Origin of the sequence: Gemmobacter nanjingensis (assembly GCF_014652195.1) — a bacterium.
Taxonomy (GTDB): Bacteria; Pseudomonadota; Alphaproteobacteria; order Rhodobacterales; family Rhodobacteraceae; genus Gemmobacter; species Gemmobacter caeni.
In genome coordinates this window covers 1-15,841 of record NZ_BMYI01000017.1, presented here as the reverse complement: position 1 = coordinate 15,841, position 15,841 = coordinate 1, and the positions used below count along the sequence as shown (strand labels likewise).

The window sequence follows — 15,841 nt, the reverse complement described above, 5'->3', positions numbered from 1 at the left end:
GCAGGTCTGGGATCTGGCGCAGCGCATGGGTGGGCAGATCCGCGCCGTCCCCGGCGCCGTCCTCGGCTGGGACCTGACCGCCGCACTGGCCATGGCATCCGCCATGGGCATTTCCCCCCGCGCCGTTGTCGAACTGCTGCCGGTGATCGAAGCCGTGATGGTTCGCAAGTTGAACGAAGAGAGAGAAGGTCGCCGCGATGGCTGAGAAACGGGTCTCTGTCCGCCTCGCGGCTGTCGGCGGTCGCCAGGTGCGCGCCGAGCTGGAAGGGATCGGTGAGGCAGGGACGCGCGGCTTCGGACGCCTGTCGCGCGAGATGGAGGCCGCGAACACCCGACTGGCTGCTTTTGCCCGGCGTGCGGGCATCGCCATGGCTGCGGCCGCATCTGCAGCCACGGCAGGGCTTGGCATCATCGTCCGCAGCGCGGCCCAGAGCGCCGACCAGATCCGGCAGTTTGCGCAAGTCGCCAATGCCACACCGGAAAGCTTCCAGCGCTGGGCGGCCGGGGCACGCACGGTCGGGGTCGAGCAGGAGAAGTTGGCCGATATCCTGAAGGACGTGAACGACCGGGTCGGTGACTTCCTGCAGACCGGTGGCGGGCCGATGAAGGATTTCTTCGAACAGATCGCCCCGCGTGTGGGCGTCACGGCCGAAGAGTTCGCGCGTCTCTCGGGGCCGGAAGCCCTGCAGCTCTACGTGACCTCGCTCGAGAAGGCCGGGCTCAGCCAGCAGGAGATGACCTTCTACCTGGAGGCCATGGCCTCGGACGCCACGCGCCTTCTACCGCTTCTGCGCGATGGCGGGGCCGAGATAACGCGCTTCGGCGATCAGGCGCGTTCCGTCGGTGCGATCCTCGACGGCGAGGCACTGTCCTCGCTGCGCCAGACCCAGATCGCGCTGGGCAGTCTCGGCATGGTCTTTGACGGGATCCGCAACCAGATCGCTGTCGCCGTGGCGCCTGCCGTCACCTGGCTCGCCCAAGCCTTCGTGGCGCTGGCCTCCGAAGGCGGAGCCTTGCGGACGGCCCTTGATTTGCTGGGCGAGAACCTCGGCCGCATGGCCTCCTATGCCGCGGCCTTTGTGGGCATCATGGCCGGGCGTTGGGTCGCAGGGTTGGCAGCTGCCGCGCTCTCCGTCCGGGGACTTGCGACGGCCCTCGTCGTCCTGCGCGGCGCGCTGATCCGCACAGGCATCGGGGCGCTGATCGTCGGCGCGGGCGAGCTGATCTTCCAGTTCGGGCGGCTGGTTCAGGGTACGGGCAGCGTCGGAGCCGCGCTGGGCCTTCTGGGCGATGTGGCCCGCGAGGTCTGGGATCGCATGAAGCTCGGCATGGTCGCGCTGGGCCTCTCGATCATGGCGGGCTGGGCGGAGATCAGCGCGGGCATCACCGCCGCCTTGCAGACCGGGCTCGAGGCGGTGGTGGGGTTCGGGAACGCCACGCTGAACACGTTTCAGGGGGCGATCGAGGCGGTGAAGGTCCTCTGGTCGGCTCTGCCGGCGACGATCGGCGAGTTCGCCTATGGCGCGGCCAATGCGCTGATCGGCGGGGTCGAGGCCATGCTGAACGGCGTGGCGGCGCGGATCGACGGATTCCTCGAAGGCATCAATGCGGGTCTCGATGTGCTGGGCATCGAGAAGCGGGTACCTCTGATCGGCACCATCGAGCTCGGCGGGATCGAGAACCCGTTTGAGGGGGCCGCGGCAAATGCCGGGGCGGAGGCACGTACGGCCTTCGAGGCGGCCTTCAACAGCGACCCCATCGCCCCGCCCGATCTGGGCCTGACCGCTGCAGCCGAGGCGGCACGGGGCGAGGCCGCACGGCTGCGCGACATGATGGGCGAAGTGGCGACAGCGGCCACCGCTCCCCTGCAATCCGTGGCGGCCCTGCGGGATGCAGTTTCGGCGTCCGGAACCGAAGCAGCGGCGGGGCTCGATGACGCACGCACGGCCGCGACGGGCCTCGGCACTGCCCTTCAGGGGGTTAGCGAGGTCGCGGAAGCCGCTGGCAGTTCGGGGCGCGGCGCAGGCAATGCGCTGCGCGAAGGGGCAGATGCTGCTAGGAATGCTTGGGAGGCCACGGCCGATGCTGTCCGCAAGGCGCAGGAGAAGTCGCGCGAGATCGCCCAAGGTCTCGCACAGGACATCACTGGCCCGATCAAGGAGGCCCTGACCTCGGGCGAGTTCACCTGGGAGACCTTCGCGGGGGCGATTTCGCGGATCGCGCAGAACCTCGCCACCCGGCTGATCGATCTGGCCTTCAAGCCGATCGAGAACGCGCTGATCAACGCATTTTCGGGGGGCGGCGGCTTCTTCGGGAGCCTCTTCGGCTTTGCCAAGGGCGGGGTCTTTGCCGGGGGCGCAGAACTGACCGCTTTCGCACGGGGTGGCGTGGTGAACCGGCCGACGGTGTTTCCCTTCGCCACGGGCGTGGGGCTGATGGGCGAGGCAGGACCGGAAGCCATCTTGCCCTTGCGTCGAGGCAAGGGCGGCAGGCTCGGGGTCGAGATGAATGGCGATGGCGCGGCTGCTGCATCATCGACGTCGACGCGCATCATCAACGTGCTCGACCCGTCTGTCGTCGGGGACTATCTCGCCACGCCTTCGGGCGAACGGGCCATCCTGAACGTAATCCGCCGAAATCGGGGTGCCATCAATGCCTGAGCCCCTCTGGCCCTTTCCGGCAGCGCAGGAGATCACCGAGGTGCTGGAATGGCGCACGGATGTGCTGCAGTCCCAGGCGGGCGAACAGCGCATCGCGCTGCGGTCCCGTCCCCGCGAGATCGTTACCTTCCAGCATCGCTGCGACGCGCTGGGCATGGCGCGGGCGTCAGAACTGGTGCGGGCCGGGTTTGTCGGGAATTGGCGGGTGCCGCTTTGGCACATGGCGGTGCAACCGACGGCAGATGTGGTGCAGGCGGCGACCGAGATTTCCATCGACACCACGGTGGCGGATTTCCGGGTAGGGGACGCTGTTGCCATTGCGGTGGATGGAGCCGAGGCTTCCTTGGCGGAGATCACCAGCAGCGATGCGGATCGGCTGATCCTGGTGGAACCGCTGGGCGCGCAGCTGCCGGGGGCCATTGTGGCAGCGGCGCGCATCACCGTTGCGCCGGTGCGGTCGGCATTTCTTTCGGCCCCCGTCGAGATCGCCCGTCGCCGCCAGAGTGACGGCATGATCACCGCCACCTTCCTGCTGCGCGATGCCCCTGATCTGACCGCACCGGTCATGCCGACCTATCTCGGCCGCCCGGTCCAGACCGACCCGAGCCTGACCCGTTCGCCGATCACCGCCAGCCTGCGCCGTGCCGTCGAATACGTGGACAACGGCTTCGGGCCCGTCGTGGTGGAACCGTTGCGGGATCAGTTAGAGAGGGGCGAGGCGATTACCCTGAAGGCGCAGGGCGCGGCGGAACGTTGGGCACTGCGTCGCTGGCTGTGGTCCCTCCGCGGCAGGCAAACCAACTTCTGGTTGCCATCCTGGGGGCGCGAGCTGCAGCTGCGTGCGGCCATGTCCTCCGGTTCCACGCTGATGCGCGTGGCGCCCATCACGGACCTGGCGGGCTATATCGGGCGTGCGATCCTGCTCGAGATGCCAAGCGGGTTCCGGTTCCGGACGATCAACGCGGCTGTCGCTGAAGGTGCGAATCATCGGCTGACGCTATCGTCCAGCCTCGGCGAGCCCGTGGCCATCGGGACGAAGGTGCATTTCCTGACGCTGGTGCGGTCGGATGCGGACCGGATCGAGATCCGACATGGGTCTGTTGCGAGCGAAGTGACCCTGCCGGTCGTGGAGGTTTCCGAATGACCTACGCCACCATCGAGTCCTCGACGGCCGAGGGCCGCCCGTACTACCTCTACCAGTTCGTCGAAGGCGATCAGGTCTGGCGCTTCACCAGCAGGGCCACGGACTGGACCAGTGCCGCCAGCGAGGGCGACACGATCACCTGGGAGGCCGCCGCCATTTCCCATGGTGATGTCGTGCAGACGAGCGAGATCGAACGTGGCCGACTGGAACTGACCTGGCCGCTCTCGCACCCCTTCGCGCGGCGGTTCCTCGCGCCCTTGGGCAACGTACCTGTCACGCTGACCATCTTCCGTGGCCATGAGCAGGTTCTGGGCGAGACGGTGGCGCATTGGAAAGGCCGCGTGGTCGGGGCCGAGGTCGAGGGCGTCCGGATCTTGCTGAACTGTGAGTCCGTATTCAGCACCCTGCGCCGGGCAGGTGTCCGCGCAAAGTACCAGCGCCTCTGCCGCCATGCGCTCTACGGCCGTGGTTGCGGGCTCGACATCGGGTTCCACTGGCAAACCGGCACCGTGACGGCCGCGTCGGGCAATGTCCTGACGATCCCGGAGGCGGGTGGCCAACCCGATGGCTGGTTTCGCGGTGGGGTGCTGAGTTTTGGGGCGCAGCTTGGGTTCATCACCGGCCATGTCGGAACAACCCTCACACTGTCGCGGCCGATGCTGGAGGTGGCAGCGGCGCTGGCCGCACCCGAGAGCGATCCCGAGACCGGTGATCCGATCCCCGTCGTAGCCGATATCGCCCCAGGCTGTGACCTGCGCGCAGCGACCTGTGCGGCCAAGTTCGGCAACCTCCCGAACTTCGGCGGCTTCCCCGAGATCCCCGGCCGCAATCCCTTCGGCGGCAGTTCAATCGTCTGAGCATCATCCATGGTCTGGACCTTCATTGCGCGGCTCGTTCTCGGGCTCGTGCTTTCGGCGATTTCCTATGCGCTGAGCCCGCGGCCCAAGGTCGAGAAGCCCCAGGCTGCGGGGCTCGACGATTTCACGCTGCCCACGGCCGAGGAAGGCCGACCGATCCCAGTTGTCTTCGGCACAGTGCTGATCACCGGCCCAAATGTCGTCTGGGCCGGGGACCTGCGGGTCGATCCCATCCAGAAGAAAGGCGGCAAGAAGTGACCCGCGTGACGATCCAGGACCTGCGCGCGGCACGCTACTGCCTTGCAGGCGTGCGGCCGTGGTTCCGCCGCCATGGGCTTGACTGGCAGGCGTTTCTCGATGGCGGCATCGAGGCGGAGACCCTGCGCGCAACGGGCGACGCGCTGGTGGAACCGGTGATCCTGCAGGCCGAGATGCGTGAGGCGACAAACCTCGCTGCAAACGACGAGGCAGACAATGGGCGGTAGGAGCAAGGCCCAGACCATCGGCTATCGCTATTCGCTAGGGGTCCATCTGGCGCTCTGCCATGGGCCGGTCGACGCCATCCGCGAGATCCTTGTCGACCGCCGCACCGCCTGGTCCGTCACGACCGGCGGGGGCTCCACGGGAGGCGGCGGCGCGGCGGTCGAGACGCGCATCGGCACTGTCGGAGGGATGGCAGCCACCGCAGCACTGGCGGGCGACAGTGGCGCAGCCATCAGCTTTGTCGGCACCCGCGCGGGCGTGCGCATCGGACGCGATTACCGCTTCACACTTGCCAACGGGTCGAGCCAGACCATCACCTTGCAGGCCGTCACATTCGATGCCGCGACCAACATCACACGCTGGACAGTCCTGCCCGAGGCGCTGAGTTTCCCGGCGCAATCGGTCGAGGTGTTCGAGGCCACGACCGGCGCCAGCAATACCGGCGCGGGTGGCGGCCGCATCCGGATCGACAAGCCCGACCTTTTCGGCGGCGAAAGCCGAGAGGGTGGCATCCGCGGCGATGTCGATGTGCTGATGGGCGGACCCGCACAGGGGCCGAACGATTACCTCGCCGCGCGCATGGGCGGGGACGTCCCCGCCTATCGCGGTCTTTGTAGCCTTGTGCTGCGGCAGGTCTATCTCGGCATCAACCCGTACCTGAAGCCATGGGCCGTGCGCGTGACCCGCGTCCTGACCGGCGAGGCAGGCGCGGCACAATGGTATCCCGAGAAGGCCGCCATCGTCCCGGAGGCCAACATCTCGGATGCGGCGATCTACATCGCCCTCGACGTTTCGGGCTCCATGTCGGGCACGCGCATGTCGGCTCAGAAGGCAGGCGTCGCCGCCCTTATCCGCGAGATTGCCGCGGGCGTGGATCCTGACCGGCCGAACGATATCCGCATCGTCCTCTGGAACGCAACGGTCGCCGGGTCCATCGAACGACGCAACATGGGTCCGGACGACTATGCCGCGCTCGAGGCCTGGATGCTGGGGCTCTCCAACTTCACCAACGGCGGCACGAGTTTCAACGCGGCCTTCGCGGAGGCAAACACCTTCTTTGCGGGAGGCGGATCGAAGCGTCGGATCGTGATCTTCGTGACCGATGGCGAGCCTGCACCCGTCTCCTCGGTCGATACGGCGCTGGCGTTCATCCGCACCCTGCCGCTTGCCGATATCTTCGGCTTCAACATCTCGCTCGCGAACACGTCCTATACGGCCCAGATCGACAACACCCCCGTCGATGGGGTGCCAGTGATTCCGCCCGGCAACCCGCAAGCGCTGGTCGCCTCCCTGCGCGGCGCCTTCGGCAACGGCCCGGACATGAACCCGGCTCATATCATCCGGGAATGCCTGACCAACCGGGATTGGGGCCTGGGATATTCCTCGGTCGAGATCGGGGCGAGTTTCACGGGGGCGGCGGATACACTCTACACCGAGGGCTTTGGCCTCTCGCTGATCTGGCAACAAGACTCCTCAATCGAGGAGTTCATCGCCAGCGTCCTCGACCATATAGATGCCACGCTGTTCATCGACCGACGCACCGGCCTTTGGGAACTGAAGCTGATCCGGGCGGATTACACGGCCGCCAGTCTTCCCCTCTTCGACGAGACCAATGTCGTGGACTGGGGCCGCCTCGGCCGCCGATCGCCTTCCGATCTGGTGAACAGCGTCACCGTGCGATTCACCGATGCCTGGACCGACGATACCGGAGCGGTTTCTGTGACCGACACTGCTCGCGTCCAGGCCATGGGCGAGGTGCTGGCCACCACGCTCGACTATCCGGGCATCCGCTATCAGGGGCTCGCCGTGCGCGTGGCCGAACGCGACCTGCGCGCTCTGTCAGCGCCGCTTCTGACCGGCGAGATCGTGGTGAACCGCGAAGGCGCCGATCTCGGCCCCGGCGATGTGATCCGGCTGCGGTCGTCCCGCCGCGGGCTCAACGATGCCGTCATGCGGATTTCGGAGATCGGACAGGGCGACGGCCGCGATAATGGAATCCGGCTGAAGATCGCCGAGGATGTCTTCGCGCTGGGCGCCACCGCCATCGCAGGCGGACGGATGCCCACGGGCTCGGGTGTCGCCGCCCCGCCGCGGGCACTGGCACGCCGCTTGGTCGAGGAAGCCCCGTACTGGCTTCTCGTCCGCGAGCTCGGCCACAGCGAGGCCGACCGGCGCCTTGCCGAGGATCCGGACGCAGGCGCGCTCGTGGCCACCGGCGAACGCCCCAGCGCCGATGCCCTCGCGGCTCAGCTCTGGATTGACCCCGGCACCGGCCCCGCGCAGGAGGGCGTCGTCGCTTTCGCCCCAACGGCACTGCTGGCTGCGGATGTGACCGATGGCCCGGAGGCACGGGTGATCCCGGTCACCGGCTGGCGTGATATCGGCGAGGTCGAGATCGGGACGCTCGCCAGCATCGATGGAGAACTGGTCCGCGTCGACGGGATCACGCCGACGAGCATCACCGTCGGCCGAGGCTGTCTCGACACGGTCCCGCGCTCGCATGCCTCCGGCACGCCGGTGATCTTCTTCGACGATGTTGCACGGATCACCGAAGACAGCTGGGCGGCTGGCGAGACACTGGCAGCCCGGCTTCTCCCAGAGACTGGGCGCGGCACGCTGGCCTTCGCGCTTGCACCGGAAGATGCCGTGACGCTGGACCGCCGCGCCATCCGGCCCCTGCCGCCCGGGCGGGTGCAAGGGAACGGCAGCTACGCGCCGAACGTCGATGCTCTGGTCACCGGAAGTCTCGCATTGAGCTGGGCCCATCGTGACCGGCTGACCCAAACTAGCCCTGTGATCGTCGATCACACCGGCGCCTCCATCGGGCCCGAACCGGAGGTCGGCTACATCATCGAGGTGCGCTGGGTGGATCCGGACAGCGGCGTGGCCATCCTGCCCCCTGGCGTCGTCATCGACGCAGGGACCGCTGCCAGCTGGACCCTCGCGCCGGAGGCCATCCCGGAATTCGGCGCCCCGGATCGCACGGCCGAGATCGAATTGGCCGTCCGCTCCCGGCGTCTGGTCGAGGGCAGCTGGGTCACGGATCGCGAGGCGCGGTGGTTTCGGCTGACGGCCCCCTTCGCCGCAGGATGGGACCGCGGCTGGGGCTTCCTCTGGGGCACCTGAACCCGGAATTCACGACAACGAACGAGGACGAGCATGCCGGAACGGATCATGCCGGGATTGGGGCTGCGCGCCTTCTACGATCCCGGCCAGCGCAACTGGGGCACCAGCCTCAGCGAAGACCTGCGACGCCTCTCGGCCCTCGTGCAGGCGCGCGCAACCTCCCGCACCACGCCGCTACCCACCACCGGCAGCACGGGCCAGATGCTGATCGTTCCCGCCGCGGCCGGGGCCAATCCCAATGCGCTGGCGCTTTGGGATCAGTCGCCAGGCGGGGCTGCAGCTTGGGTCTATCTGCCCCCGCAGGAGGGCTGGCAGGTTTGGATCACCGACGAAGCGCAGTATGTTCGTTTCACCGCTGGGGCGTGGGTCGAGGTGCCACGTCCAAGCATCGTGCTCATCCGGACCCTGACCGCTACGAGCCACACGCTGGAAGGCGTCGATCTGGGTAGCATCATTGAGACCACCGGCTCCTCGGCTGTCACCGTAACCATTCCCCCCGACGCGACCGTTCCTTTCGAGATCGGTTCGCTGATAAATGTGACACAGGTTGGCGCCGGGGTCGCGACAGTGACTGCAGCCGCAGGAGTGTCGCTGAACGGCGTCGTTGGCGGTTCCGTCGCACTCGACGGCCAATGGGCGGGGGCCGCCCTCGTGAAGCGCGGGGCGGATGCCTGGATCATACAGGGCGCGCTGGCGGGAGCCGTCGCATGAGCCTTCTGATGATGCGCGGCGCTATTCTCGCCCAAGGCGGGGATGCTGCGCCCCCGGTGGATATCGGCGCGATCTGGCAGCTCGACACCACCCGCCGCCCCTCAGGCTACACCCTGTCCGACGGCAATCAGACCGCCGTGAACACCTCGGGCGGCACCAACTACCTGCGCTGGTTGCCGACCGCCAAGGCGATCCTGCCGACAGACGGGCGGCGCTATTGGGAAGTCCTTTGCGCCCCGGGTGCCGCAACCTTCGACGGCTACATGGGCGTCGTCGCGGCTGCGCAGCGTGAGGAGTTCAATGCAGGCCTCAACCCCATCACGCTGGGCTCGATCGGCTGGCGTGGCACAGGGGCGCTCTGGTCCTCGGCAACTACAACGGCCCAACAAAGCCTGACTGGTCTGCCGACCTTCGGCGCAAATGATGTGCTGATGTTCGTCCTCGATCCGGCCCTCGGCCGCCTCTGGATCGGGAAGAACGGAGTCTGGCGCGACGATCCGGTGAGCGGCGCCGCGACCTGGACCGCGGGCGGAAGCTCGGCCTTCTATCCGCAAATCCAAGGGCGCAATCTAGGCGATGGCGGCACGCTTCGCTCGCTCCCCTCTCAGTTCAGCTACCCCGTGCCTCCCGGCGTGACGGCGCTTGGTTACCTCGATCCCGACCTCCGCATCTTCGACGCCGCAGCCTTCCTCGAGATCGGCTGGGATCGAGGCCTCAGCGTAGCGGGAGCCTCTCTCTGGATCAGCCGGGGTGGCGGGGCACATCTCACCGCCGCAGATACCGCGTTCTTCATCGAGCACGGTGGGGGCCGCGGGGCCACCTGGACCCAAGCCAACCTCTACATCGAAGTGGAACTGCCATGAGCTACATCCTGCATCTCGGCCACCAGCCGACCGACGTCTCGGGCATCTCCGGACTCTTGAACACGACCGCCATCGGGTTCGACGCCAACCTCGACGTGAACGGCATCCGTTTTAGTGGATCGCGCAGTTTCGCGATGCCGTTTTCCCTCGGATTTGCGGCACCCTCTGGCGATCTCTGGCTGGGGTTTCGGTATGTTCCGCCGAGCGGGGAAGCCGACCTCATCACCGAAGGCAATGCAGGGTTCGTCGATTTCTACGACGCGAACTTCGTCCGGATCGCGCATATCCAGCCTCTCACCAGCACCCGCCGCTATCATGCTATCGCCCGTGGCGACACGGTCGTTCAGGGCAACTCGAGCTACAGCCCGCCGAATGGCCAGCCGCAATGGATCGACGTCCGCGTGGCGGTGGGGGCCAGCATCACCATCGACTTCTATGTCGACGGCGTTCTTCAGAGCACGGCTACAGCCGCCAACTCCCAAGGCAAGGGCAAGCCGGTCCAGATCGTCTTTCCGAATGTCGGGCTGCACGGCTCTGCCAGCAGTCGCACCTGGTACTATGCGCATTTCGCGGTGCTGGACGGGGTATCGACTATCGGGCGCCGCTTTGTCCGCCGCACACCGAACGCCATCGCGACCTTCAGCCAGATGGTGGGCAGCATCGACGCGCTGAAGGACGAGGATGTCGGCACACGCGTGTCCAGCAACACGGCCGGGCAGCGGCTATCCTTCTCGCTGACCGGGCCGACCGGGCCTGCAGCGGTCACCGCCATCGCGGGCGTGCATGTGAAGCAGATCGCACAGGCGGGGACAGTGGGGCCGCAGATGGTCGCGGGTTTCCTGCGCATAGGTGGGGTCAACCATGATGCGGCTCCGGTCACCGTGCCGTCCCTCATGCCACGGTCGATCTATTCCACATGGGCACTGAACCCGGCCGACAGCAGTGCTTGGACCAACCTCAACCTTCCTGCCGAAGTCGGGATCCTATCCGCATGAGCCCGCGCCGTTCCGGAGAGGGCCATGTCCGTATGCCGGATGCCGAGTTCGAGGAACTCCTCGCGAGGGCGGCAGAAGAGGGGGCGAAGCGCGCGCTGGCAGATGTCGGGCTCGACGGCAAAGAAGCCGCCCTCGACATCCGCGATCTGCGCGCTCTGCTCGATGCCATCCGCTTTGTCCGCCGCACGGCCGTGCAGAGCGCGGTCCACCTGATCACCACCGGCGTGATCCTCGCGCTTCTTGCAGGCATCGCGATCAAGCTGAAGATCTTCGGCAGCGCGCCCTGACGCGGAGGCGCTGCCGATTTCATCATCAAAACCACCACCTCGCCCGCCCTCAAGGCGGGTTTTTTCATCTGGAGGATCCACCATGCCGACCCTGTCTTTCCCCACCTGGCGCGACGTTCCCGAGAAGGCGTGGCGCTGGCCCAGCTTTTCCCCAGCCGAGATCGCCTGCCGCGGCACCGGTTCGATCAAGATCAACACCGAGGCGATGGACAAGCTGCAGGCCCTTCGCGACCGGCTGGGCAAGCCGCTGATTGTTCGGTCAGCCTATCGCAGCCCCGAACACAACCGCGCTGTTGGAGGCGCCCCGGCCTCGAAGCACATGCAGGCGACCGCCTTTGACATCGCCATGTCAAACCACGATCCTGCAGCGTTCGAGGCGGCCGCGAGGGCGGTCGGGTTCCTCGGGTTCGGCTATTACCCGCGCTCCGGGTTCATGCACATCGACCTCGGGCCTGCCCGCTGCTGGGGCGATCCCTTTCCGGCACGGCCCGTGCCCTTCGCGCCGGAACTGCCGCCCGCGCGCGAAGTCCTGTCGGAAAGCCGCACGCTGCGTGGTGGCGGGGCCGCGGGTGCCGCCACTGTCGGCGCAGCCGGGGTGGAGGTGCTGCAGGACGTCCTTGCGGAAACCCAGTCCACCATCCAGCCGCTGGTACCCTATCTCGACACGCTGCGCTGGGTGCTTATTGCCATCGCCCTGATCGGTATTGCCGTCACGATCCACGCGCGGCTCGACGACTGGAAGCGCGGCCAGCGGTGATCGGCTGGCTCCTCACCCACGGCCCGGCGCGCAAGGTGCTGGGCCTGATCCTCACCGCCGCAGCGATCCTGCTGTTTCTGCTGAACCTGCGCCGCGCGGGCGAACGCGCCGGGCGCGCTGCCGAACGGCTTGATGCCAGAGAGAGAAGCGATGCCATCCGGCGCCAGATGCTCGAAGCTGCCGCCCGCCGTCCTCGTGATCGCGATGCTCTGGCTGACCGGCTGCGCGGCGGCAGGTTCTGATACCCGCGCGCCCTGCCCGCCGGTGGTTGATTACACCAGCGCTGAGCAGGTTCGGGCCGCCGATGAGGTCGAGGGGCTACCGGAAGGGGCCGTCATCGTGCGGATGCTCGGCGATTACGCGGTGTTACGCGATCAGGCGCGGGCGTGCAGATGAACTCCGAGGCGTACGAAGCGAGCACGGCGAACCTGATCAGAGTTGCCGCCAAGCGCGCTGGTAATCTGGGCCGCGAGAGGTTGGCTGAGATGTCTTATCAGGCGCTGTAATTTGGATCGGCAGGGGAGCGGGAAGATCCGGCCCCAAGACAATTGCCTCGCCTTGGCTCAACGACGGGATAAATGCTGCGGCGGACCTGTCCAGATCACCGCAGGCCCGCTCGATTGTCTCGCGGTCGCGCTCATTCGTAAGCCGATGGACGAACAACGTCCCAAGCTGACTCAGCACGTCCTGCGGAACGTCGCGAGGACGCTGTGTGGCGAGAACAGTCGTCAGCCCGTACTTCCGGCCCTCCTTGGCAATCAGGCCGAATGCGTCGAGCGAGACGCTGTTGAACTCGTCCCCGACCGAACGACCCATGAACTGATGTGCCTCATCGAGGAAGCAGATGACGGGCTGCGCCCGGAAACGGTCGGCACGGGCGAGGCCGAGGAGATACTCACCGATTGTATTCAGAAGCAGTTCGCGGGCGTTGTGGTTGAAACTAACGTTCTTGAACGAGATCAGGCATACCCGTTGCTGCGGGTTGTTCAGGAAGCCATCGAGGAGGGTGCAGATATCTTCGCCCTCGTTCCCGAACAGACATCGCAGCTCTGCGGACGCCAGCATTCCGCGCATGCGCACGATCAGCGTGTTGCAGTATCCCAAGGTAGAGTCGTTCGGCCCGCCGAACTTGGACCGGTCGTTGCGATCATCCGGCCAGATGCACTCATTCGCGATCTGATCGGTCAACCGATGGATATCAAAGTTGCAGCTTTCGCTCGCGATTGCTGTGGCATAGCGATCTGCAGCCCGATTGAATTCGGCGATCTTCTGGCCGGTCTTGCGAATCGTGCCCGCCTGTTCGACCCAGACTGTCCCGAATGATTGATCGAAGTATTGCCTGCCCTGAGCGATGTCTTGTGCCTGTATTTGCTGGTCGGTCGCCAGCGCGCGCGCCACCCTCAAGCTCCTAATCGCCTCGCGCATGGTCGGTCCTTGGCTTTGACCCGTGGGGCGCAGGAGCGCAAAGAGCGACAACTCGGTCATCCTGTCCGAAGGAAACCTGACCAGCGTCTGGCCATCTTCGGCCCGCGTGAAGACGTACTCGACCGCGCCGGGGAGCTTGCCCGAGAACTCACCTGTCGGATCAAAGACGATGGCCTTTCCACCTAGGCGAGCGACTTCGGAAACGAGCTTTGCAAGCGTCCAGCTTTTCCCACCGCCGGTAGCACCGAAAATGCCACAGTGGCGGCCGAACAGCTTTTCCGGCGGTAACGCGATTTCGGCGTCGTCGATGCCAGATATTCGACCGAGGGACACGGCGATCGGCTGTGCGCCATCTTGCACATCGACGCCACCAAAGAGAGCGGCCTGGATCGAGCTTGACAGTGCAGGGCCATTGGCCTCGAAAACACCATCACCAACCCTCGGTGAAACGAGCACCCCTCTGACAACGGTCTGCGTCGTCTTGCGGATCGTGGCAAGCAGTTGAACCCTGCCAACCGGCTCCACGCTGGGCTCGCGTTCGATCTGTCTTTCAAGGGCGGGACGGTTGCGGTCGGGAATATGAACCTCGACGACGCGTCCGAGTATGACTGCCTGGTCGCAGTCGATGAAGACGAAGTCGCCCACCGTCCCACGCGCAATGCCTCGCCGACCGGCCGCAGCGAGGGCTTGTGGCAGGTTCAGTTCGATCCCGGACGCGCTAACTTTGGTCACAGTACCAAGGCGCTTTTCCCCGTCGATCAGCGCCGAGCGGTCATCCGTCGCCATGGTCCTGCCCTCGGATACGCTCAAGTCGAGCCTCCAGCCGTTGCCGGTCGGTCTCCCCAATGATCTCAGGCAACGCGAGGGCCAGATCACTGAAGCGGCCGTTCAGGACCGTGATCCGGCTGTCTCCCTCCCTGACAAGCCGAAGAATACGAGTTTGGTAGTCTTTGAGCTGGTCGCTCGTCTGTTCAATGACATGGGCTTCACCAATCAGTCCTGTGTCATCCAACTGGGCAACTGGCACGAAGCAGGGATCGCAAAGCACCAGGCGGATCGAGAGGTTTGACTCAAGCGCAGACCAGATCGGTGCGCTGATGTGATCGTCGGCAAATCCGAAACCACTGACGATCAATGTCGTGTCGGGTTCTCGCAGTGCCGCCTGCCAAGCCGCGAACATGTCGAGGTAGGGCGGCGCAAAGGCCTCCTGATACTTCGAAGAGCGCGGGTAGATCAGCACTGGCTCATGGTTCCCGTCGTGGCCAAGGCGGCGGATCACCACACCATCGGACTTGCGCCGCCGCCAGTCCATCGACCCGTGCAGCTTGTAGAGGTGGAAAACCCCATCAACATAGTCCGCGCGCGTGCCGCTGGCAGATCGACGCACGATGTCCTGCTGAAAGTGATCGCGGTTGAACCGCTGGACCGCAGAGTGGGAAAAGCCGTCGATCAGAGCCAAGTTCCGGGCGACGGCTGCTTCCTCAATGCAGCGGTCGTAATTCGTAGTGAAAAGTTTCACACGCGCCTTTTCAGCGCTTCGGCGGGCGAGGCGGCGCAGGAACTCCTTGTGAGAAATGAGGTCCGTCTTCTCCGAGACAAAGTCGACGCGATCCAAGATCGCCCGTTCGGCTTTCAGAACAAAGGATGGCAGGTCAAGATGCGCGCCGCCAGCAGCATCCTGGCCAGCGCCTGCTCCGCGGGCAGCTTGCAGCTCAACCGTCATCTTGCACAGACTGAGAAGCGACTCGATGTCCTTCTTGCCGGTCGCACCCCAGACCCCGGCTACAACCTTGTCGAAGTCTTCTTCCCCGACCTTCTGTCGAGCATCGTCCCAGAGATCACCCATGCCAGGAGCTTGGTTACCATCCGCATTTTTCGCTGCAAATGATGCGCCCGAACCCAGTAGGGCCATCAGGTTCGTTGCATTCAGGGCCGAAAGAAGTCGTTCTTCGACTTGTCCTTTTGCTCCGCGGCGGGTTTTTCCATCTTCGTCGCGATCATCCCATGCCAGCCATGTCCCTTCGGACTGGAACAAGCGTAGGTTGCTCGCGGATGGGGGCTGATCGATCCAGTAACTCAAGGGCACTCCTGCGGAAAACTTCACATCCTAATTCTGGGCAGTTCTGTTGGCACGGGCGCCCCAAAAGGGTGCGCGGGACATATGGCTTCATCCACAAGTTGCCGTCGAATCCGCGCCTTTACAACCGGATTGAGCCTGTTTGCTGTGTCCCGACGTGACCCGGCAGCCAGAATGAGGGCGCAGCACGCAGGGCGACGTTGCTAGCAATACCCGCCGCTGCATGCCACTGCCCTCTTGTGCGTGCTGTTGCGGTTTTTCTGTGGTGGTGTTGATGTGGCGTTGATGTAAACGCGCGAATGCAAAAAGCGCCCCGTGGGGCGCTGCGCATGTCTTTGATAAGACTGGATTTTTTGGTTGCGGGGGCAGGATTTGAACCTGCGGCCTTCAGGTTATGAGCCTGACGAGCTACCGGGCTGCTCCACCCCGCGTCCGGGTGTTTTTTGTATCGTTGAT

Annotated in this window: 15 protein-coding genes and 1 tRNA gene; 13 read left to right on the top strand and 3 right to left on the bottom strand. The window is 65.6% G+C overall.

The features are described 5' to 3' along the window. The first annotated feature begins 25 nt into the window (after positions 1 to 25). The 13 genes from IE126_RS20235 (at position 26) to IE126_RS20175 (ending at position 12,125) form a co-directional block, all read left to right on the top strand. Complete coding sequence (locus IE126_RS20235; protein ID WP_189381976.1) at positions 26 to 205, top strand: DUF7697 family protein; 180 nt, start codon at positions 26 to 28, stop codon at positions 203 to 205. Further along, positions 198 to 2,660 (top strand): phage tail tape measure protein, encoded by a 2,463-nt coding sequence (locus IE126_RS20230; RefSeq protein ID WP_189381975.1) that lies wholly within the window; start codon positions 198 to 200, stop codon positions 2,658 to 2,660. The genes IE126_RS20235 and IE126_RS20230 overlap by 8 nt, the downstream gene beginning before the upstream one ends. Continuing rightward, positions 2,653 to 3,804 carry a hypothetical protein gene (locus IE126_RS20225; RefSeq protein WP_189381974.1) on the top strand — a complete coding sequence of 384 codons (1,152 nt, stop codon included), beginning with the start codon at positions 2,653 to 2,655 and terminating at the stop codon, positions 3,802 to 3,804. The genes IE126_RS20230 and IE126_RS20225 overlap by 8 nt, the downstream gene beginning before the upstream one ends. Beyond that, complete coding sequence (locus IE126_RS20220; RefSeq protein WP_189381973.1) at positions 3,801 to 4,661, top strand: phage BR0599 family protein; 861 nt, start codon at positions 3,801 to 3,803, stop codon at positions 4,659 to 4,661. The genes IE126_RS20225 and IE126_RS20220 overlap by 4 nt, the downstream gene beginning before the upstream one ends. A gap of 9 nt (positions 4,662 to 4,670) precedes the next feature. Further along, entirely contained in the window at positions 4,671 to 4,919 is a 249-nt protein-coding gene (locus IE126_RS20215; RefSeq protein ID WP_101923142.1) for a hypothetical protein, read from the top strand. Then, positions 4,916 to 5,146 (top strand): hypothetical protein, encoded by a 231-nt coding sequence (locus IE126_RS20210; RefSeq protein WP_189381972.1) that lies wholly within the window; start codon positions 4,916 to 4,918, stop codon positions 5,144 to 5,146. The genes IE126_RS20215 and IE126_RS20210 overlap by 4 nt, the downstream gene beginning before the upstream one ends. After that, positions 5,136 to 8,270, top strand: a complete 3,135-nt coding sequence (locus IE126_RS20205) for a phage tail protein (RefSeq protein ID WP_189381971.1) — start codon at positions 5,136 to 5,138, stop codon at positions 8,268 to 8,270. The genes IE126_RS20210 and IE126_RS20205 overlap by 11 nt, the downstream gene beginning before the upstream one ends. A 48-nt stretch (positions 8,271 to 8,318) precedes the next feature. Next, positions 8,319 to 8,981 carry a DUF2793 domain-containing protein gene (locus tag IE126_RS20200; protein WP_189381970.1) on the top strand — a complete coding sequence of 221 codons (663 nt, stop codon included), beginning with the start codon at positions 8,319 to 8,321 and terminating at the stop codon, positions 8,979 to 8,981. Then, positions 8,978 to 9,844 carry an SPRY domain-containing protein gene (locus IE126_RS20195; RefSeq protein WP_189381969.1) on the top strand — a complete coding sequence of 289 codons (867 nt, stop codon included), beginning with the start codon at positions 8,978 to 8,980 and terminating at the stop codon, positions 9,842 to 9,844. Before IE126_RS20200 ends, IE126_RS20195 begins: the two co-directional genes overlap by 4 nt. Further along, positions 9,841 to 10,839: an FscB gene (locus IE126_RS20190; RefSeq protein WP_189381968.1), complete on the top strand. Its 999-nt coding sequence runs from the start codon at positions 9,841 to 9,843 to the stop codon at positions 10,837 to 10,839. Before IE126_RS20195 ends, IE126_RS20190 begins: the two co-directional genes overlap by 4 nt. Further along, positions 10,836 to 11,126 carry a DUF6127 family protein gene (locus IE126_RS20185; RefSeq protein WP_137113226.1) on the top strand — a complete coding sequence of 97 codons (291 nt, stop codon included), beginning with the start codon at positions 10,836 to 10,838 and terminating at the stop codon, positions 11,124 to 11,126. Before IE126_RS20190 ends, IE126_RS20185 begins: the two co-directional genes overlap by 4 nt. A gap of 82 nt (positions 11,127 to 11,208) precedes the next feature. Continuing rightward, positions 11,209 to 11,883 carry a YcbK family protein gene (locus IE126_RS20180; protein WP_189381967.1) on the top strand — a complete coding sequence of 225 codons (675 nt, stop codon included), beginning with the start codon at positions 11,209 to 11,211 and terminating at the stop codon, positions 11,881 to 11,883. Continuing rightward, complete coding sequence (locus IE126_RS20175) at positions 11,880 to 12,125, top strand: hypothetical protein (RefSeq protein ID WP_407646067.1); 246 nt, start codon at positions 11,880 to 11,882, stop codon at positions 12,123 to 12,125. Before IE126_RS20180 ends, IE126_RS20175 begins: the two co-directional genes overlap by 4 nt. Before the next feature lie 190 nt (positions 12,126 to 12,315). Here the strand turns inward: IE126_RS20175 and IE126_RS20170 are convergent, their stop codons facing one another. From IE126_RS20170 to IE126_RS20160, 3 genes are all read right to left on the bottom strand, one after another. Beyond that, entirely contained in the window at positions 12,316 to 14,094 is a 1,779-nt protein-coding gene (locus IE126_RS20170; protein ID WP_189381966.1) for an ATP-binding protein, read from the bottom strand. Further along, positions 14,081 to 15,388, bottom strand: a complete 1,308-nt coding sequence (locus IE126_RS20165) for an SIR2 family protein (protein ID WP_189381965.1) — start codon at positions 15,386 to 15,388, stop codon at positions 14,081 to 14,083. Before IE126_RS20165 ends, IE126_RS20170 begins: the two co-directional genes overlap by 14 nt. A 351-nt stretch (positions 15,389 to 15,739) precedes the next feature. Then, a tRNA-Met gene (locus tag IE126_RS20160) sits at positions 15,740 to 15,816 on the bottom strand. Between the last annotated feature and the right edge of the window lie 25 nt (positions 15,817 to 15,841).